We start from the raw sequence: 18,194 nt of genomic DNA, 5'->3' as shown, positions 1-18,194 counted from the left end.
TGACGTCGGGGACGCGCGGGACATTGGATGAAACGCGCTGTGGGCGATACAGGAGTTGAACCTGTGACCTCTACCATGTCAAGGTAGCGCTCTAACCAACTGAGCTAACCGCCCGGTATCCACACGAAGCGACCTCACGCTGCTCGTACCGAGGGCCGGACTTGAACCGGCACGGGCCTTGCAGCCCAAAGGATTTTAAGTCCCTTGCGTCTACCAATTCCGCCACCCCGGCCCGTGTACCTTTGTGCCACCCAGCTGCCGCTGCAGGGCAGGTTCGGGATGTCGGTGCCCGTTGTTCGCGATCGAAGCAACCTCCCGCGGTACAAGGCATTGTCGCAATAATGTAAAGTATTCGTCTCGAAAAAGCAAGTCAAATACACCGCATAAAACGAGCAACGGCCCGTTTCTGGCGGACCGCTGCGATACACGACTCTTTGAGGCGACGATCGGATTCGAACCGATGCATAGAGGTTTTGCAGACCTCCCCCTTAACCACTTGGGTACGTCGCCGGGACCCCTCCCCCCTATAAAAAAAAACCCCGCCACCTGGTGGGATGGGGGCGGCGGGGTTGTCATAGAATGAGGAAGAGTACAACGGTGGCCCGGCGCGATTGCCAGACCGCCTGTCCCGTTGACGCGGGACAGAGCGGGAAACGGGATTCGAACCCGCGACATCAACCTTGGCAAGGTTGCGCTCTACCAACTGAGCTATTCCCGCATTACCTACGTCAATATACCCATTCAGCGAATGTCATGCAAGCAATTTCTGAACCGCCGCCGCTTCTGCCATCCACTGGTGCAAATATACACTCGGACTCCCGAAAAGTCAAGAGGGGTTTTCCTCGACTTTGGGACCCTCGAGCATCTCTCCGTAAGATCCCGCGATGATATCCTCCTGCCGTACCCGAAATGCCGCTTTCAACTCCCCCATCAGCTCCGACGCCTCTCCCGGTGGCGTCTCCACGACCTCAAATTCCAGAAAGCTCCCGAGACCCTTCACATCATCGATGTGGATGCGCGCGGTTTTGTACAGATACACCGCCCGCACCTTCTCGACAACGCACCGCACACCCAGCGCATTGCCCAGCGCGAGCATCATGCCCTGGGGATCAGCCACCGGGACACGCGTGTACGTGCTCCACCGGTCACCCTGTGCATCCGGACGGTCGTACTGGATCAACTCGGCATGCGTGCCATCGATGCTCCGCAGCTTCAGCCTGCCCCGGGGTACGTGGAAATACGTATCGGTCTGTGTGAGCGTGGCGTGAAACGCCGCTCCGAGCTGCCGCGCCATCTGATGGAGCTCCGCACACGATGTGCTGCGGCATTTCAACTCGAGGTTCGACGCCACGATGATGTCAGCGGGAGATGTCGAGGATCTCGTAACGCAGCTTTCCTACCGGGACCGTCACTTCCACCGAATCCCCCGGCTTCTTGCCCAGGAGCGCCTTCCCGATCGGCGAGGTCACGGAGATCTTGTTCGCTTCGAAATCCGATTCCTCCGGAGAGACGAGCAGGTACTCAAAATCCTGGCCCGACTTCAGGTCCTTGAGTTTTACCCGGGTGAGGATGTAGATCTTGTCGTTCGGCAGATCGCTCGCCTGGATGATCTTCGCGCGAGAGAGCGTGAGTTCCAGCCTGGCGATCTTCAGCTCATGATGCTGCTGCTCTTCCTTCGCGGCATCGTACTCGGCATTCTCGGAGAGGTCCCCATGGCCACGAGCCTCGGCGATCTTTGCCGCGATCGACTTGCGTCCGTTGGTCTTCAATTCGCGGAGTTCCGCTTCGATCTCTGACAGACGCTCACGCGTCAAATAGACGTTGGTCCCGATCTCGTCGCCCTGCATAAGCACACCTCACTGATGGAAACGGACAAAAAGAATAGCCATCATCCGTTGACGAATGGTGGCTACGCTGGTGACAGTTGCATTACCTATCGCAAATGTACGATTTCCTGTACCACAAATGCAAGGGGAAAGTGCACCCTAGCTCCCTGCCGAGCCCTTCTGCAGGATGATGTGCCCGAGCTTGTCCCTCTTGGTCTTCAGGTACCGCTCATTCTCCGCGGTCGGATCGATCTCCAGCGGCACGCGCTCCACGATGTCCAACCCGTATCCCTGAAGCCCGATCACCTTCTTCGGGTTGTTCGTCAACAACCTCATCTTCCCCACCCCGACATCCCGGAGGATCTGAGCGCCGATCCCATAATCCCGCAGATCCGCCCGGAATCCCAGTTTCTCATTCGCTTCCACCGTATCCAGCCCTTCATCCTGCAGCCGGTACGCATGGAGCTTGTTGAGAAGCCCGATCCCCCGCCCTTCCTGACGCATGTACACCACAACGCCCGCACCTTCGCGCCCGACGAGCGCAAGCGCGGCATTGAGCTGCTCGTTGCAGTCACAGCGTCGCGAGCCGAACACATCGCCCGTCAGGCATTCGGAGTGGACACGCACCAGTGCCGGCACGTCGGGCCGGGGCTCGCCCATGACGATGGCAATGTGCTCCTTCTGGTCGAGGGAGTTGCGGTACAGATGCATCTTGAATGTCCCATGCCGCGTGGGAAGGTTGGCCGTGACCACCCTTTCCACCATCGTCTCCCGGCGCATCCGGTACGCGATGAGGTCCTTCACCGTGATGATGCGCAGCCCGTGGTGCGCGGCGATCGCGAAGAGCTCATCGCGCCTCGCCATCGTCCCATCGGGATTCATGATCTCGCAGAGTACCCCGACGGGCTGGAGCCCCGCCAGGCGGCAAAGGTCGACCACGGCCTCGGTGTGCCCTGCGCGCCGCAGGACACCGCCGTCCGCTGCACGCAGCGGGAAGATGTGGCCGGGACGCGCAAGATCGTCCGCCTCGGTCGACGCATCCGCAAGCGCCCGCACCGTGGCCGCCCGATCGGCCGCCGAAACACCCGTGGTCGTGCCGTGGATCAGGTCCACGCTCACGGTGAAGGGGGTCTCGTGCGACGAGGTGTTCACGTCCACCATGAGGGCAAGCCCGAGCGACTCAGCCCGCGCCGCCTCGAGGGGCGCACAGATGATCCCGCGCCCGTTGGCCGCGATGAAGTTGATGGTCTCCGGCGTGGCGTGTTCGGCCGCGCATACGAAGTCGCCTTCGTTCTCACGGTCCTCGTCGTCCACGACGATGAGCATACGCCCCTGCCGGAGCTCGGCAAGGGCGTCGTCGATGGTGTCAAAGGATCTCATACCGCTCCCTGGCTCAGGCCTTCTCTCCGCTCGTTTCGCCTTCACGCAGAACGACGTTGACCGCGGAACGGTCGAACTTCATCTTCACATTGTCGGCGACCTGGAGAAGAATGGTCTTCTCGTCGATGCCGGCCACGGTGCCGTGCAGACCACCGGCCGTCACCACTTTGTCGCCCTTCTTCACCTGGTCCAGCATCTTCTGGCGTTCCTTCTGCCGCTTCTGCTGCGGACGCAGGATCATGAAGTAGAAGATGCCGATGATGAGCGCGAACATGATCAGGGTACTGATCAGGCTGTCCGTCGGGTTCTGTCCGCCCTGCGGCTGAGACATCAGGATCATTGCAAGCTGTGTCACGTGGTCCTCCGATTATGGATCATGGTAATGAAACGGTGTCTGCGGCCTCCTCACGGCGCATCGCGGCAAGCAGGGCATCCTTCCAGGGCGTGAACCGCTCCTCGAGGATCGCCTCCCGGGCTGCCGACGTCAGCCAGAGGTAGAACGCAAGGTTATGTATCGAAGCCAGTTGCAGTCCCAGGATCTCGCGCGCGCGAAAAAGATGATGGAGGTACGAGCGCGAAAAGGTCCTGCAGGTATAACACGAGCATCCGGCATCCAACGGCGCAGGGTCCATCCTGTGCCGGGCATTGCGCAGATTGAGCTTGCCGGTGCGCGTGAACACGACGGCATTGCGCCCGTTCCGCGTGGGCATGACGCAATCGAACATGTCGACGCCGCGCGCGATCCCCTCAAGGATGTTCTCAGGGGTCCCCACACCCATCAGATACCGGGGTTTCTCCGCCGGCAGGATCGCCGTACAGAGTTCGGTGATCCGGTACATCTCTTCGGTCGGCTCGCCCACGGCCAACCCGCCGATGGCATAGCCCTCAAAATCCATGGCAACCAACGCCCGTGCAGAGGCCTCGCGGATCCCGGGGTACACACTTCCCTGCACGATCGCGAACAGGGTCTGGTCCTTGCCGTAGAGCGGTGCCGTCCGTTCCAACTTCTCTCTGCACCGCGCGGCCCAGCGGACGGTCATGGCGTTGGACGTGCGCGCATACTCTTCTTCGCACGGATGCGGCGTGCATTCATCCAGCACCATCATCACATCCGACCCGAGGGAACGCTGAATGTCGATCACGCCCTCGGGCGTGAATTTATGCACGGACCCATCGAGATGCGACTTGAACGTGATGCCCTCTTCCGCGATGCCCCGCAGATCGGCAAGGCTGTACACCTGAAACCCGCCGCTGTCCGTCAGGATCGGACGCCCCCACCTGTTGAACCCATGCAGGCCGCCCGCGGCTTCCAGGACCTCACACGCCGGACGGAGGTACAGGTGATACGTGTTGCCCAGGATGATCTGCGCGTTGATCTCTTCAAGTTCACGCGGTTCCACGGCTTTCACCGTCCCCTGTGTGCCGACCGGCATGAAGACAGGGGTCAGGACCTCGCCATGGCCAAGCGACATCCTCGCGGCCCGCGCCGCACCATCGGTATGTTCCACTCTGAATTTCAAGACAGGAAATTTACGCAATTCCGGAGGCAGAATCAACGAACCCGGCACACGCCCGATACGGCGTCACGCCGGCCGTGTCCGCCGGCGTTCCAGATACCGGGCCACCCCGATCGCGCAAGCCACACCGACCGCATCGGCGAGAAGGTCATACACATCCATGCTCCGCCCCGGAACGAAATGCTGATGGAACTCATCGCTGGCGCCATACAGGACACCGACGCCGAACGTGACCCACCCCGCGATTTCCCACCGCCAGTCCTGCCCCCGCCGGATCCCGCGATAGAGCACGAACCCGAGGACCGCATAGACCCCCATGTGGAGGAGCTTGTCCTGTGACAGGATAATGGATCTCGGCATGGCATTGGACGGGATCGAGGAAGCAACGAAGATCGCAAGAGCCCAGAGTACCGCCGGGGCATATGCCCGCAGCATGGAAGGGCCGGAAGGAACGGATGTCATTGATTCTCCACTGTGAGAAGCGCCGGGGATAGCATATCAAGAAGATCGGAAGCGAGGAGCGACCGCTGGCCGAAGCGCTGCGCCGCCAGGTCGCCGGCACGGCCATGAAGATACACGCCTGCCGAGGCGGCCTCGTGCGCCGGCATCCCCTGCGCGGCCAGGCCACCGATCACCCCGGCCAGCACGTCGCCTGTGCCGATCGTTGCCATGCCGGGATTCCCGGTCGTGTTCACGATGGCGGTCCCGCCCGGAGCTACGCTCAGGGTAGATGCCCCCTTCAAGACGAGGATACTCGCGAATCGCCGGGCACTCCGCAGTGCCGTATGCAAACGGTCGGCCTCGATATCCCCGGCGCTCGTACCAAGCAGCCGCGCGAGCTCCCCGCTATGAGGCGTGAGGATCGTGGCGGCGGGCCTCCCCCACTCCCGTGCGGATCGGTTGCAGAGCGCGGTCAGGCCATCCGCGTCCACCAGGAGCGGGACGGGGCACACCGAGAAGACCTCCTGCACGAGCTCGTCGGTCTCTGCGTTTCGCCCGAGGCCGGGACCGATGACCACCGCATCAGCCCATGCCATACGCTCGGTCAATTCATCCAACCCGGATCGGGCGATGGTGCCGTCCTGGGTCTCCGGAAGAGCATGAAGAAGCACATCCCGCGTGCGGGAGGCGATCGCCTGTCGCACGCCGGAAGGGACAGCGAGGACAACAGCACCGGCACCCGAACGCAGGGCGGCGAGCGCAGCATACGCCGGCGCGCCGGTGTACTGCCTTGATCCTCCGATCACGAGCACCTTCCCAACGCTGTACTTGTGTACATCGCGCGTACGGCGCGGGAGGATGCGTGCCACGCTTGCATCGTCGTGCCGGAACACCTGCACGTTCTTCACCGGGCTCATCGTCGGGTTGATCCCGATATCCACAACGTCGATGCGTCCGCAGAGCTCCGGACCCGCACCGATGTACTGTCCGACCTTCTCAGCGGCCATCGTCACAGTACATTGTGCCCGCACCGCGTCGCCTGCAGCCATCCCCGATCCCCCATCGAGCCCGGAGGGGATATCGATCGCGACCACATACGCGCCGCTTGCATTCATCCAGCGGATGGCAGCAGCTCCCGGCCCTCGAGGCACGCCGCTGAAGCCAGTGCCGAAGAGCGCGTCGATAATGAGTGCGGGGGGGTTGCCGGAGTGAGGTGCAAATTGAGTGGGTTGGAAGCTGAGCCTCAAGGACGGACTCGAGGCCTTGAGGAGTCTCTGGAGGATCGAAAGATGAAGGCGCGCATCGCCGGTCACCGCTGCGGGGCGCGCCAGAAGGATGACATCGACATGTGCCCCACGCAGGAGGAGATGCCGTGCGGCCACGAACCCGTCGCCGCCATTGTTCCCCTTCCCGCAGATGACCGTCACCCGCTTCCCCGCGACATCGCCAACCGTGGCAACGATCCTGTCGGCAACACCCCGGCCCGCGTTCTCCATGAGGACGGAGCCAGGGATCCCGAAGCGACCGGCAGCGGCCGCATCGAACGCCTTCATCTGTTCCGGTGTCGTCAGTATGTGCATGGCCGCTCCCGAATGGTCCGGCGTCCGGGCCGGGCGACCGTATCTAGAAGCACAGCGTCGTGAGGTTCACGATCGTGGACGGGAGGAGGCCGAGGAGCAGCAGGGCGATCGCCGGGAGGAGGAGCGACACAAGGCCGATCCCCGTCGACGTCCCCACCTGATCCGGTGACCCCTCCTGGAAATACATCACCACCACCAGGCGGAGATAGTAGTATGCCGACACCACGCTCATGATCACGCCGACGATGGCGAGCCAGGTATAGCCGGCCTCGATCGCGCCGGTGAAGACATAATACTTGCCGAAAAAGCCGGCAAAGGGCGGGATGCCTGTCAGCGAAAACATGAACAGCGCCATCAGGCCGGCAAGCCACGGGCGCGTACGGGCAAGCCCGGAAAGATCGTCGATACGGACATTGTCGACGGTGGCGGTCTCAAGGATCGAGAGCACACCGAAGGCACCGACGTTCATGAGGGTGTACGCCAGGAGGTAGAACATCACACCGTTGGTGCCGTCAGCGTTGGCGGCGATGACTCCGGTCAGTATGTATCCCGCATGGGCAACGCTGGAGTACGCGAGCATCCGTTTCACACTCGTCTGCGAGATCGCCACGACATTCCCGACGATCATGGAAAGTGCGGCGAGGACCGCCATCACTTCGCGGATAGGTGCGGCAGCCCCCAGCACGTCAGGACCGAAGACCAGCAGGAATGCAGCGAACGCCGCCGATTTGCCGCCCGTGGACATGAGTCCACTCACCATGGTGGGTGCGCCCTCATAGACATCGGGTGCCCACATGTGGAACGGCACGGCCGCGACCTTGAACACGAAGCCGACCAGAAGCAGGCCGAGGCCGATGAGGAACAGCGGCTCGCCTGCATGAGCGGCGGCTGAGGACCGGAGCACATCGATGTGCGTCGACGCCAGGGTACCGTAGACCAGCGCCATGCCATAGAGCAGAAACCCCGTTGCGAATGCCCCGAGCAGGAAGTACTTCATGGCCGACTCATTGCTCGTCATCGACTGGCGCGTGAAGCCTGCCAGCACGTAGAAGGCCACGGACATTGTTTCCAGTCCGAGGAAGAAGACCACCAGATCGTTGGACGCGGCCATCACCATCATCCCGGTCACCGCGGCAAGCAGGAGAATGTAGTATTCGGTGAACTCCGTTGCGCGCTTGACGAGAGAGGCCCGCGAAAGCAGTGTCACGAGGAGCGCGCCTGCGCTGAACACGAGCGCGAAGTACGAGGCGTACCCGCCGGTGATCACGGTCGCGCCGAATGCGGTCCCCTTCACGCCGATGGTCGAAAAGGCACATGCGCCGGCAACAGCCAGGATGACGACGGTCACCCAGAACATCAGGGACGATGCCTTACGGAAGATACTTTCCAGAATGACAAGCAGGAGGGCGCCGCCGAAGACAACAGCGATGGGCCCGAGGGCGAGGACGTCATTCCAGGTGATGGGCAGGTTCATGGTCTTCCTGTCTTAAGCAACTGTCAGCAAAGGGCTCACCCGTGGAAATGGATGAGCCAGAGGATCGTGAAGATCGGGAGCAGCACGGGCAGCGTATAGCGAACGACGTACCCGAAGAAGGACGGGCAATCCACGCCGGCCTGTTCCGCGATGGACTTCACCATAAAGTTCGGGCCGTTCCCGATATACGTCGCCGCACCAAAGAAGACCGCGGCGATGGAGATCGACTCCAGATGCACCGGATGGTTCCCGATGATGTAGCACACGGCGATGTCGCTCACCGGCACGGAGCCGGCCGCGATCAGATCGTAATGATGGCGCAGCAGTGTCTGGTAGGTCGCCAGGATGTCCGCCGGAAGGTTCGCCGGCAGCGACGAAGCGATGCCTGCCTTTGCAGCGACCAGCGCCTGGACCGAGGAGACGGTCTCGGGCGACACGAAGAGGCCGATCTGCGCACTGAGGAAGTTCAGGTACGTCGGCGCATTATCCAGGAAGGATGAGAGGATCCCGGTGGCCCAGTAGAACTGCCCTGCGCTCTGGATCCCGAGCACCGTGGCGTTCGCCTCCAACCAATCGAGCGCGGGGATCATCGTGGCAAAGATGCCGACGAAGAGTATCGCGACCTCCTTGATCGGAAGGAAATTGAAATCGTTCTTCCGGTGGATCTCCTTCTTCGTGGTGAAGTAGGAGCCTGCGGCAGCGGCGGCCATGAGCGCTTCACGGACGAACGGCGGATCCGTGATGAACACCGCAACGAGGATCACCGCAAGGAAGAAGATGTTCTGCATCCCCTCCGTGCTTGCCTCCTCCGGGTGTTGATCGGCTTCCCTCTGGACGCCCTTCGGGAGGGCACGGAACGACCGGCTATCGAGGACATAGAACACGGCGAGCAGCAGGGTCATCCCGATGAGCCAGTACTCCCAGAGTTCCTGGAGCACCCAGAAGAACGGCACACCCTTCAGATAGCCGAGGAAGAGCGGCGGATCGCCGATGGGCGTGAGTGCGCCTCCCATGTTGCTCACCGCGAAGATGAAGAACACGACGTGGAACGGCCTGATCCGATACCTGTTCGCGCGGAGGTACGGGCGGATGAGGATCATCGATGCGCCCGTGGTGCCAACGATGTTCGACAGGACAGCACCGATCGCCAGGACAAAGAGGTTCGAGAGGGGCTCGGACTTCCCGCGGATCCGGATGTGGATCCCCCCCGCGACGACGAACAGCGACCCGATCAGCATGATGAAGCTGACGTACTCGATCAGCGTGTGCACCAGCCGCGTCGGCGCCTGCAGGACCGCAAGATAGTACACCACCGTGACCAATCCGAGGCCGAACGCGACGTAGGGATAGTTGTGTTCCCACCAGTGCTTGTTGATGAACGGAGCGACCGCGATCGCCAGCAACAGCGTGATGAACGGGATGATCATCCACGGCGACACCGCGACGGGCGCAGCCCCCTCATTCGCGAGCAGCGTGCCCGGCACCAGGGCCGTGAGCGCCAGAAGGATCAGAACGATGACGAGCAGAGATCTCATGGGGTCATCGGGGTTCTGTTGGACTGCGGAACGAGTGCGATGCCGGCGGGGCCGCCCCGGCGTGCATCCTCAAGCCGCTGCACCACCTGCTTGGTGGCCACGGCGGACCTGTCGAGGAATGTCTTCGGGTAGACGCCGATCCACACGATGAAGATCAGCACGGGCACCAGCACCACCCATTCACGGACCGAGAGGTCCTTCAATTTCTCGTTCTCGGGATTCTCTGCCTTCCCGAAGAACACGCGCTGGTAACTCCACAGCAGATACACGGCGGCGAGGATCACGCCACTCGCACCGATCACCGCGTACCAGCGTGAGCCGAGGAACGTGGACTTGAACGCACCGAGCAGGATCAGGAACTCGCCTACGAAACCGTTCAACCCGGGAAGCCCCACGGAGGAGAGCATCACGATCATGAACATCGTTGCATAGACCGGCACGATGCGTGCGATCCCGCCATAGTCCTTGATCATGCGCGTGTGGCGGCGGTCGTAGATCATACCCACCAGGAGGAAGAGACCGCCTGTCGAAAGGCCGTGACTGATCATCTGGAGCACGGCACCCTGAACGCCTTCCTCGGTGAGGGACATCAGTCCGAGAACGACGAATCCGAGGTGGGACACCGAGGAGTATGCCACGAGCTTCTTGAGGTCGGGCTGGACGGTGGATACCAGCGCGCCGTAGATGATGCCGATCACCGCGAGCGCGGCAACATAGGGAAGATAGGCAATGGCCGCGGCCGGGAACAACGGGAGGCTGAACCGCACGAGTCCGTACGTGCCCATCTTCAGGAGCACGCCGGCAAGGATGACCGAGCCGGCGGTCGGCGCCTGCACGTGAGCATCCGGCAACCACGTGTGCAGCGGGAAGATCGGCACCTTGATGGCAAAGCTCAGCGTGAAGGCCAGGAACATCCAGCCCTGGATCCCGAAGGGGATCCCCGGCGCCACACGGTAGAGCGTCAGGAGGTTCGTGGTGAAATGCCCGCCTTCAACGGTCGACGCATAGTAGCCGAGCCAGATGATCGCGACGAGCATGAGCAGGCTTCCTGCCATCGTATACAGGAAGAACTTGACCGCCGCGTACACGCGTTCAGCGCCCCCCCAGATGCCGATGATGAAATACATCGGGATCAGCATGAACTCCCAGAACACATAGAACAGGAACAGGTCGAGCGACAGGAACACGCCGAGCGTTCCCATCTCAAGAAGCAGCATCAGGGCAACGAACCCCTTCAGGCGGTCCTTCACGGAATCCCACGACGCCAGGAGCGCGATGGGGGTCAGGAACGTGGTGAGGACCACAAGCAAGAGCGAGATCCCATCGATGCCGACGTGATAGCTGACATCGAGTGAAGGGATCCAGGGGATGCACTCGACGAACTGCATATCCGGCGCGGTGGTATCGAACGCCAGGAAGAGCCAGACGGAGAGCACAAAGGCCACGAGGGAGAACGCGATCCCGGTGACTTTGATCGCTCCGGCCGCCTGTCGCGGGAGGAGGAACACCGCGGCGGCGCCGAGCAGGGGCAACACCAGGATGATACTGAGTATGTTCTGCGTGATCATCGAACGTCCGGAAGTTTAGTGTACAAGGAGCCATCCCAGGATGGCCACCACGCCAAGGACAAACGCCAGAGCATAGCCCTGCGCAACGCCGGTCTGCACCACCCGCACCGTGCGGCTCACGTATCCGACGAAGCGGGCCGACGCGTTCACGAACCAGTCGATCACACCGACATCGATCCCCTTCCAGAGGACCCGCTCCGAGCCTTTCTGGAGCGGGTTCACCACCACCGCATCGTACGCTTCATCGATGTAATATTTGTTGAAGAGCACCCGGTGGACGGCCGGGAACCGCGCTGCGATCGCTTCGGGGACGCCTGTGCTCGTGCGGTACCAGCGCCGCGCGACCAGGATGCCACCCAGGGCGACGCCGACGGAGACGACCATGAGCGTGTACTCCAGGGCATGACTCTGGTGCCCTTCATGGGGCAGCTTGTCGAGCGCAGGGCGGAACACGGGTTCGAGCCATTGCTCGAGGGCGTTCCCGCCGCCGAGGGCCGCGGGGATCCCGAGCACCCCGCCGAACACCGACAGGAATGCGAGGACCATGAGCGGGATGGTCATGGTTGCGGGGGCTTCATGGGGATGTTTCCCATGCGCCCAGCGCGGCTCGCCGTCGAAGGTGAGCGACACGAGGCGGAACATATAGAACGCGGTGAGGACGGCCCCGAACAGGCCCATGGCCCAGAGCACGACATGACCGCCCGCGAATGCCTTCCAGAGGATCTCATCCTTGCTGAAGAAACCCGAGAACGGGAAGATGCCCGCGATCGCAAGCGACGCGAGGAGGAACGTGCGATAGGTGATGGGCACGTACTTCTTCAGCCCGCCCATCTTCTGAATGTCCTGCTCTTCATGCATCGCATGGATCACCGACCCCGCACCGAGGAAGAGCAACGCCTTGAAGAACGCGTGCGTCATCACGTGGAAGATGCCCGCCGTGAATGCGCCGACGCCGAGGGCAAGGAACATATAGCCGAGCTGGCTGACGGTCGAGTACGCGAGCACTTTCTTGATATCGTTCTGGACGAGCCCGATCGTTGCCGCAAAGAGGGCGGTCGATGCGCCGATGACGGCCACAACGGTCATCGTCGCTGGCGCAAGGGCGTACAGGAGAGAGCAGCGGGCGACCATGTAGACGCCCGCGGTCACCATGGTTGCCGCATGGATGAGCGCGCTGACGGGTGTGGGGCCTGCCATGGCATCGGGGAGCCAGACGAACAGCGGGATCTGCGCGGACTTGCCGGTGGCGCCGACGAAGAGTGCGAGCGTGATGGCGAGCATGATGGGTGCGCCCACCGGATACGCTTCTGCCTGCGCGAACACCGGCGCGAAGCGGAGCGTACCAAACGTCGTGAAGATCAGGAACATCCCGATCAGGAAGCCGAAATCGCCGATCCGGTTCACGATGAAGGCCTTCTTCGCCGCGTCGCCCGTGGTCCCCTTCTCGAACTTCCGGTCGTACCAGAACCCGATCAGCAGATACGAACAGAGTCCGACACCTTCCCAGCCGAGGAAGAGGAGGAGGAAGTTGTCGGCGAGGACCAGGTTGAGCATGGCAAAGATGAACAGGTTCAGATAGGCGAAGAAACGCCAGAAGCCCGGGTCGCCATGCATGTACCCCATGGCATACACATGGATCAGGAACCCGACGCCGGTCACGATCAGCAGCATCACGACCGAGAGCGGATCGATCTGATAGGCGATGCTGGTCTGCAGGCCACCGGCCGAGATCCAGGGAAAGAGCTCAACAACATGGGTGCGGTGTTCCGGATCGGCGGCGAGCATGGCAAACAGCGCATTCAGCCCGATCAGGAACCCGATGCCGACGGCGGCGCTGCCGATCGCGCCGATCACGGCTTCCCGTTTGATGAGCCTGCCGAGAAGGCCGTTGATCAGGAATCCGATGAACGGCAGCAGGACCGCGAGAGGGACCAGTTCGTAGGTCATCACCACTTCAGGATGTTGATGTCATCGAGATGAACGGTTTGCTTGTTGCGGTACACAGCGATCACGATCGCGAGCCCGACGGCAGCCTCCGCGGCAGCCACGGCCATCACGAAGAAGACCAGGGCTTGCCCGGTGACGTCACCGAGGAATGACGAGAACGCGACCAGGGTCAGGTTCACGGAGTTGAGCATGAGCTCGATCGCCATGAACACCACGATCACGTTCCGGCGGATCAGGACGCCCACCACGCCGATCGTGAACAGCACGGCGCTGAGGGCAAGATAGTACGGCAAGGGGACGGACATGGGGTTCTCTCAGGACTGGCGACGTTTGGCAAGGACCACCGCACCGACCACGGCGATGAGCAGAAGCAAGCCGGTGATCTGGAGCGGGAAGAGGAAGTCGGAGTACAATGCATGCCCCATCGACTCCACCGTACCGATCTGCGGTGACCGGGTTGCGGCCACAACGATGGTGCCGGCCCCGGGGGCCATCGTGAACAGGTACAGGAGTTCGAGCAGGAGACCCACGACGAGCACGCCACCGGAGATCATGCGGAGATTCGGCTTGAACGAGAGGCCCATCTCATCACCGATATTGAGGAGCATGATCACGAAGACCACAAGGACCATGATGGCACCTGCGTAGACCGCGATCTCCAGGACAGCGAGCAACTGGGCTTCCAGGAGCAGGTACAGGGCGGCAAGGCAGAAAAAATTGCCGATCAGACTGATGGCGCTGTTCACGGGATTGCGCTGGAAGACCATCAGGACGGCAGTTGTCACCGCACAGGCGGCGAGGAACGCGAAAAGGAGTTGTTCTGCTATCACGGGAGCGGTTGTCCGTTTTGCGCACAAACGTTTATGGAAGAGAAAACATACGACAAAATGCCCAGAGAAGCAAAGAACGGGCCTTCCGGCCCGTTAGAAATAGTAATGCAGCCCGAATTGGGGCAATGGCAGGACCGTTGCGTCGGAGAAGTACGTGAAGATCAGTTCCAGCGTCGCATGGAACCCCTGCCCGGTATACATCTCCCCACCCAACCCCAGGCCCACCCGCTCCGGGGCCGCCATCTCATTGTGGTTCGCGCTTCCGGAATAATAGTAGGCAAAGGCACCGGCAACGAAGAACCTCGTGGAACCACTCCGTGAGAGGTCGACCTGCAGCTCCCCGCCGATATCGTACAGGAGCCGGTCATCCACCTTGATGATCCCACCGTTGATCTCGTAGCTGATCACCGAGGGAAGGTGATGGCGGAAGCTCAGCCCGAGGCCCGACGCAGGTCCGGCGGCAATGCCCAGGCCAAAGACGCTCTCCCGCAACCGTCCCGCACTCCCGGGTTCCGGGGTCACCACCTGGGTCAACGCCGTTGCGGCCAGGCACACCATACCGACAAGAACCATCAATGCGCGAGTGATCATGGTCATCCTATCCCGTTCGTATCCAGCGGAGGATCTCTTTGAATCCCGGCGTCTTCCCGGTCGCGAGGATCCCGATCCGGAAGATGCGCCCGGCGACGATCATACCGAAGTAGATCGAGACGACCATGATCACCGTGGTGAGAAGGATCTCCCACCACTCCGGCATGAGGATCGGAATGCGCAACGCCATCATCGTGGGCGTGAGGAGTGGAATGAAACTGAGCACCTTGATCCACGGCGCACCGGGGTCCTTCATCGCGGGGATGGCCAGCACGATCGGCAGGATCAGGAACATGACGAGATAGGACGTCACCTGCTGGGCCTCCTGCTCCGTATTGAACGGCGCACCCGCAGCGATGAAGACGGCGGCATAGAACAGGTAGCCCAGGACGAAGTACAGGATGAGGAGCCCCGCCTGCGACGGTTCGATGAACGTCATGTTGAATTTCGAGGAGACCGCGACGGCGATCGCCGCCCAGAACGCCATCTGCGTGAGACCGAGCCCGCTGAGCCCGAGCACCTTGCCGACCATCAGATCCGTCGGCGAACACGACGATACCAGTACTTCAACGATACGATTGGATTTCTCCTCGATCATGGAACGCACAAGCATCTGGCCTGAACTCATGATGAGCAGGAAGAGCATCATGAGGAACACGTACGCCGAGATGAACACCTTCTCGAACCCACCGCCGTCCTTCCCCTCTTCCGCGATCTTCACGATCCGCACGTCGAGCGGCACATCCAGCTTCCTGAGGATGTCCTTGTCCAGCCCCAGGTCCTTCACGCGTTGCTCGGCAAGGATCCCGTGGAGGGTCTCGCGGATGCGCGAGCGGATCTCGAAGTCACCGACGACCTTGGAACGGTACTCCACGACCGAATCACCGGGCGAGAGAACGATGAAGCCTTCGAATTCTCCCTGCTCCAGGCGCTGGAGCGCCTCGGCCTCAAGCGATCTCATCCCCATCGCGGGAGGCGCGATGAGCGGGAGGACGACATAATTGGGGAGCCCGTTCTGCAACTTGTACGATCCCTGCAAACGCTGGGCGAGGACCGGCGCGACCACATTGTCCGTGGCGAGCACGGCGATCGTCCGGCTCGAGTCATCCGGCTGAGAGGCAAAGAACCCCGGCAACACCCCCATGGCGATCATGATGATCGGCGTGAGGAAGAGGCCGATGAGGAAGGCCTTGCTCTTGACCTTTTCGAGGTACTCCCACCGCGCGACGGCGAATGCTTTGGTCATGGTGCCACCTCCCCCTTCACATCGGCAGGATCTCCGACGACCTGCAGGAAGATCGAATGCAGCGACGGTTCCAGCAGCTCGACCTTGCGCAATTCAACGCGTGGATTGATGGCCTCGATGACCGTCCGCGTCGTCGCACCGGCCTCCAGTTCGAGTTCCGCGCTCCGTTCATACAGCAGTGCGCGCTGGACCCCGGGCAAGGTCTCCATGAAACCACCGTCACCATCGAATTCGACGTGGAGCGTGTTCTTGCCGTACCGCTGCTTCACCTCCCGTACGGAACCGCCGAGCACGACGGCACCACGATTGATGAGGCAGAGGGAATCGCTCAAACGCTCTGCCTGATCCATCTGGTGCGTGGACAGGATGATCGCCTTCCCTTCCTGTTTCATGTCCAGCAGGATGTCCTTGAAGAGAAGCTGGTTCACGGGATCGAGCCCGGAGAACGGCTCATCCAGGATGACGAGGGCCGGATCGTGAATGACCGATGCAATGAATTGGATCTTCTGCTGATTGCCTTTGGAGAACTCCTCCACCTTCCGGTTCTCCTGGCCGGACAGCTCGAAACGCTGCAGCCACGCCCGCGCACGTTCGCGCGCCCCCGTACGCGTGAGCCCCCGCAGCTCACCGAAGTAGAGGAGCGTATCGATCACCTTGCTCTTCTTATACAGGCCGCGCTCTTCCGGAAGATACCCCAGAACATTGCGCGTCTGCTCTGTGAACGGGTTCCCGTGATACAGGATCGCTCCGCCATCCGGCTCGAGGATGTGCAGGATCATGCGGATCGTGGTGGTCTTCCCTGCTCCATTGGGGCCGAGAAGGCCGAAGATCTCTCCGGCATTCACGGTGAACGAGACGCCGTTCACCGCAACGACGGACGAGAAACGCTTCACAAGATGCTGAACGGTCAACATGGATGCAGTGCGTCCTTCTCCGGTATCACGGTGTGAGGCGATAGATCATCCGCGGGAACGGAATGGCTTCACGCAAATGGTCGAGCCCGCAGATCCAGGAGACCGTGCGCTCGATGCCCAGGCCGAAGCCGGCATGCGGCACCGACCCATACCGCCGCAGGTCCAGATACCAGTCGAATGCCGATTGCGGGAGGTTGTGTTCCTTGATGCGGCCGAGCAGTGCATCGAAATCGTCCTCACGCTGGCTCCCGCCGATGATCTCGCCGTAGCCTTCCGGTGCGAGGACGTCCACGGCCAGCGCGACCTTCGGATTCTGCGGGTCACGCTTCATATAGAACGCCTTCACCTCCGACGGATACCGGTGCACCATCACCGGGCGGTCGAACTGCTGCGACACCACCGTCTCGTCCGTGCCACCGAGGTCGTTCCCCCACTCGAAGGCGATCCCGTTCTTGTGCAGGATCTCCACCGCTTCGTCGTACGTGATGCGCGGCAGCGGTGCCTTGACGTTCTCGAGCATCGCGGTATTCCGCTCGAGCAGCTTCAGTTCCGCGGCCCGGTTCTTCAGGCACGATTGGACCACATGCTCCAGCATCGCCTCGGCGAGGTCCATGTTGTCGTTCAGGTCGTTGAACGCCACCTCGGGTTCCACCATCCAGAACTCGGTGAGGTGGCGGCGTGTCTTGGATTTCTCCGCACGGAACGTCGGGCCAAAGACGTACACTTTGCCGAACGCCATAGCGCCCGCCTCGCCGTACAGCTGGCCCGACTGCGTGAGGTAGGCGCTCCCCAGGTCGAAGTACTTGGTCTCGAACAGCGTGGACGTCCCCTCGCACGCTGCGGGCGTGAAGATCGGAGCGTCAACCAGGGTGAACCCCCTGCCGTCGAAGAATTCGCGTATCGATTTGATGACCTGATGGCGAACGCGGAGGATCGCATGCTGGCGGCTCGAACGGAGCCACAGGTGACGGCGGTCCATGAGGAAGTCGGTGCCGTGTTCCTTCGGGGTGATCGGATAGTCATGCGCGATGTGCAGGATCTTCAGGTCCGTGACATCCATTTCGAACCCGCCGGGCGACCGCTTTTCTGCCCGCACGGTCCCGGTCATCGTGAACGCCGACTCCTGGGTAAGTTCATCGAAGCGCGCGAAGACCTCATCGGATACCGCGCCCTTGGCGATGACGCCCTGCACGAAACCCGTACCGTCCCTCATCACGAGGAACCGGATCTTGCCGCTGGATCTCTTGTTATAGAGCCAGCCATGCAGGGTCACCTGCTGTCCGGCAACTTCGTGCAGTTGTTCGATATAGATGCGACTCATCGGGAGTACCTTTGCAAACACAAT

Annotated in this window: 17 protein-coding genes and 4 tRNA genes; all 21 read right to left on the bottom strand. The window is 61.7% G+C overall.

All coding sequences use genetic code 11. The annotated features are described in order from the left end of the window. Positions 1-40 precede the first annotated feature (40 nt). A tRNA-Val gene (locus tag IPI01_02085) sits at positions 41-114 on the bottom strand. A 32-nt stretch (positions 115-146) separates the two neighbouring features. Next, positions 147-232, bottom strand: a tRNA-Leu gene (locus IPI01_02080). 205 nt (positions 233-437) lie between these two features. Then, a tRNA-Cys gene (locus IPI01_02075) sits at positions 438-510 on the bottom strand. A 135-nt stretch (positions 511-645) separates the two neighbouring features. Beyond that, positions 646-718, bottom strand: a tRNA-Gly gene (locus tag IPI01_02070). Between the two features lie 108 nt (positions 719-826). Beyond that, on the bottom strand, positions 827-1,351 hold the full coding sequence (locus IPI01_02065; GenBank protein ID MBK7256614.1) for a class IV adenylate cyclase: 525 nt from the start codon (positions 1,349-1,351) through the stop codon (positions 827-829). A 7-nt stretch (positions 1,352-1,358) separates the two neighbouring features. Then, positions 1,359-1,847, bottom strand: coding sequence for a transcription elongation factor GreA (gene greA / locus IPI01_02060; protein ID MBK7256613.1), 489 nt, complete (start codon positions 1,845-1,847; stop codon positions 1,359-1,361). Positions 1,848-1,985: 138 nt separating this feature from the next. Further along, a complete protein-coding gene (locus IPI01_02055) occupies positions 1,986-3,206 on the bottom strand; it encodes a bifunctional 3,4-dihydroxy-2-butanone-4-phosphate synthase/GTP cyclohydrolase II (protein MBK7256612.1) in 1,221 nt (406 codons plus the stop codon). Positions 3,207-3,219: 13 nt separating this feature from the next. Continuing rightward, a complete protein-coding gene (yajC, locus tag IPI01_02050) occupies positions 3,220-3,546 on the bottom strand; it encodes a preprotein translocase subunit YajC (GenBank protein MBK7256611.1) in 327 nt (108 codons plus the stop codon). 34 nt (positions 3,547-3,580) lie between these two features. Continuing rightward, the gene (tgt, locus tag IPI01_02045; GenBank protein MBK7256610.1) at positions 3,581-4,726 is read right to left on the bottom strand and encodes a tRNA guanosine(34) transglycosylase Tgt; all 1,146 of its coding nucleotides are present in this window, start codon (positions 4,724-4,726) and stop codon (positions 3,581-3,583) included. A gap of 63 nt (positions 4,727-4,789) precedes the next feature. Beyond that, the gene (locus IPI01_02040; GenBank protein MBK7256609.1) at positions 4,790-5,158 is read right to left on the bottom strand and encodes a VanZ family protein; all 369 of its coding nucleotides are present in this window, start codon (positions 5,156-5,158) and stop codon (positions 4,790-4,792) included. A 23-nt stretch (positions 5,159-5,181) separates the two neighbouring features. Next, positions 5,182-6,744, bottom strand: coding sequence for an NAD(P)H-hydrate dehydratase (locus tag IPI01_02035; GenBank protein MBK7256608.1), 1,563 nt, complete (start codon positions 6,742-6,744; stop codon positions 5,182-5,184). A 43-nt stretch (positions 6,745-6,787) separates the two neighbouring features. Then, on the bottom strand, positions 6,788-8,218 hold the full coding sequence (locus IPI01_02030) for an NADH-quinone oxidoreductase subunit N (GenBank protein MBK7256607.1): 1,431 nt from the start codon (positions 8,216-8,218) through the stop codon (positions 6,788-6,790). A 35-nt stretch (positions 8,219-8,253) separates the two neighbouring features. Further along, the gene (locus tag IPI01_02025) at positions 8,254-9,645 is read right to left on the bottom strand and encodes a sodium:proton antiporter (protein MBK7256606.1); all 1,392 of its coding nucleotides are present in this window, start codon (positions 9,643-9,645) and stop codon (positions 8,254-8,256) included. A 104-nt stretch (positions 9,646-9,749) separates the two neighbouring features. Further along, positions 9,750-11,321 (bottom strand): NADH-quinone oxidoreductase subunit M, encoded by a 1,572-nt coding sequence (locus IPI01_02020; GenBank protein ID MBK7256605.1) that lies wholly within the window; start codon positions 11,319-11,321, stop codon positions 9,750-9,752. A gap of 15 nt (positions 11,322-11,336) precedes the next feature. Further along, on the bottom strand, positions 11,337-13,268 hold the full coding sequence (gene nuoL / locus IPI01_02015) for an NADH-quinone oxidoreductase subunit L (protein ID MBK7256604.1): 1,932 nt from the start codon (positions 13,266-13,268) through the stop codon (positions 11,337-11,339). After that, positions 13,268-13,573 (bottom strand): NADH-quinone oxidoreductase subunit NuoK, encoded by a 306-nt coding sequence (gene nuoK, locus IPI01_02010; GenBank protein MBK7256603.1) that lies wholly within the window; start codon positions 13,571-13,573, stop codon positions 13,268-13,270. Before nuoK ends, nuoL begins: the two co-directional genes overlap by 1 nt. A gap of 9 nt (positions 13,574-13,582) precedes the next feature. Further along, the gene (locus IPI01_02005) at positions 13,583-14,098 is read right to left on the bottom strand and encodes an NADH-quinone oxidoreductase subunit J (protein MBK7256602.1); all 516 of its coding nucleotides are present in this window, start codon (positions 14,096-14,098) and stop codon (positions 13,583-13,585) included. Between the two features lie 93 nt (positions 14,099-14,191). Next, positions 14,192-14,695: a hypothetical protein gene (locus IPI01_02000; GenBank protein MBK7256601.1), complete on the bottom strand. Its 504-nt coding sequence runs from the start codon at positions 14,693-14,695 to the stop codon at positions 14,192-14,194. A 1-nt stretch (position 14,696) separates the two neighbouring features. Beyond that, positions 14,697-15,935 (bottom strand): ABC transporter permease, encoded by a 1,239-nt coding sequence (locus IPI01_01995; GenBank protein MBK7256600.1) that lies wholly within the window; start codon positions 15,933-15,935, stop codon positions 14,697-14,699. Next, the gene (locus IPI01_01990; protein ID MBK7256599.1) at positions 15,932-16,849 is read right to left on the bottom strand and encodes an ATP-binding cassette domain-containing protein; all 918 of its coding nucleotides are present in this window, start codon (positions 16,847-16,849) and stop codon (positions 15,932-15,934) included. Before IPI01_01990 ends, IPI01_01995 begins: the two co-directional genes overlap by 4 nt. A 25-nt stretch (positions 16,850-16,874) precedes the next feature. Next, positions 16,875-18,170 (bottom strand): asparagine--tRNA ligase, encoded by a 1,296-nt coding sequence (gene asnS, locus IPI01_01985; protein ID MBK7256598.1) that lies wholly within the window; start codon positions 18,168-18,170, stop codon positions 16,875-16,877. Positions 18,171-18,194: the final 24 nt, after the last annotated feature.

It is taken from the genome of Ignavibacteriota bacterium (genome assembly GCA_016707525.1).
Lineage (GTDB): Bacteria > Bacteroidota > Ignavibacteria > UBA10030 > UBA6906 > JAGDMK01.
The sequence above is the reverse complement of the archived record's forward strand: the minus strand, read 5'-3'. Positions and strand labels throughout refer to the sequence as shown.

What these genes read in the sequence shown, in the direction of transcription:
- IPI01_02040 (MBK7256609.1), bottom strand. Translation starts at nt 5,158, where the DNA reads ATGCTGCGGGCATATGCCCCGGCGGTACTCTGGGCTCTTGCGATCTTC.
- asnS (MBK7256598.1), bottom strand. Translation starts at nt 18,170, where the DNA reads ATGAGTCGCATCTATATCGAACAACTGCACGAAGTTGCCGGACAGCAG.
- nuoL (MBK7256604.1), bottom strand. Translation starts at nt 13,268, where the DNA reads ATGACCTACGAACTGGTCCCTCTCGCGGTCCTGCTGCCGTTCATCGGA.
- IPI01_02030 (MBK7256607.1), bottom strand. Translation starts at nt 8,218, where the DNA reads ATGAACCTGCCCATCACCTGGAATGACGTCCTCGCCCTCGGGCCCATC.
- IPI01_02025 (MBK7256606.1), bottom strand. Translation starts at nt 9,645, where the DNA reads ATGATCATCCCGTTCATCACGCTGTTGCTGGCGATCGCGGTCGCTCCG.
- IPI01_02020 (MBK7256605.1), bottom strand. Translation starts at nt 11,321, where the DNA reads ATGATCACGCAGAACATACTCAGTATCATCCTGGTGTTGCCCCTGCTC.
- IPI01_01995 (MBK7256600.1), bottom strand. Translation starts at nt 15,935, where the DNA reads ATGACCAAAGCATTCGCCGTCGCGCGGTGGGAGTACCTCGAAAAGGTC.
- nuoK (MBK7256603.1), bottom strand. Translation starts at nt 13,573, where the DNA reads ATGTCCGTCCCCTTGCCGTACTATCTTGCCCTCAGCGCCGTGCTGTTC.
- IPI01_02000 (MBK7256601.1), bottom strand. Translation starts at nt 14,695, where the DNA reads ATGACCATGATCACTCGCGCATTGATGGTTCTTGTCGGTATGGTGTGC.
- yajC (MBK7256611.1), bottom strand. Translation starts at nt 3,546, where the DNA reads ATGATCCTGATGTCTCAGCCGCAGGGCGGACAGAACCCGACGGACAGC.
- IPI01_02035 (MBK7256608.1), bottom strand. Translation starts at nt 6,744, where the DNA reads ATGCACATACTGACGACACCGGAACAGATGAAGGCGTTCGATGCGGCC.
- IPI01_02055 (MBK7256612.1), bottom strand. Translation starts at nt 3,206, where the DNA reads ATGAGATCCTTTGACACCATCGACGACGCCCTTGCCGAGCTCCGGCAG.
- greA (MBK7256613.1), bottom strand. Translation starts at nt 1,847, where the DNA reads ATGCAGGGCGACGAGATCGGGACCAACGTCTATTTGACGCGTGAGCGT.
- IPI01_01990 (MBK7256599.1), bottom strand. Translation starts at nt 16,849, where the DNA reads ATGTTGACCGTTCAGCATCTTGTGAAGCGTTTCTCGTCCGTCGTTGCG.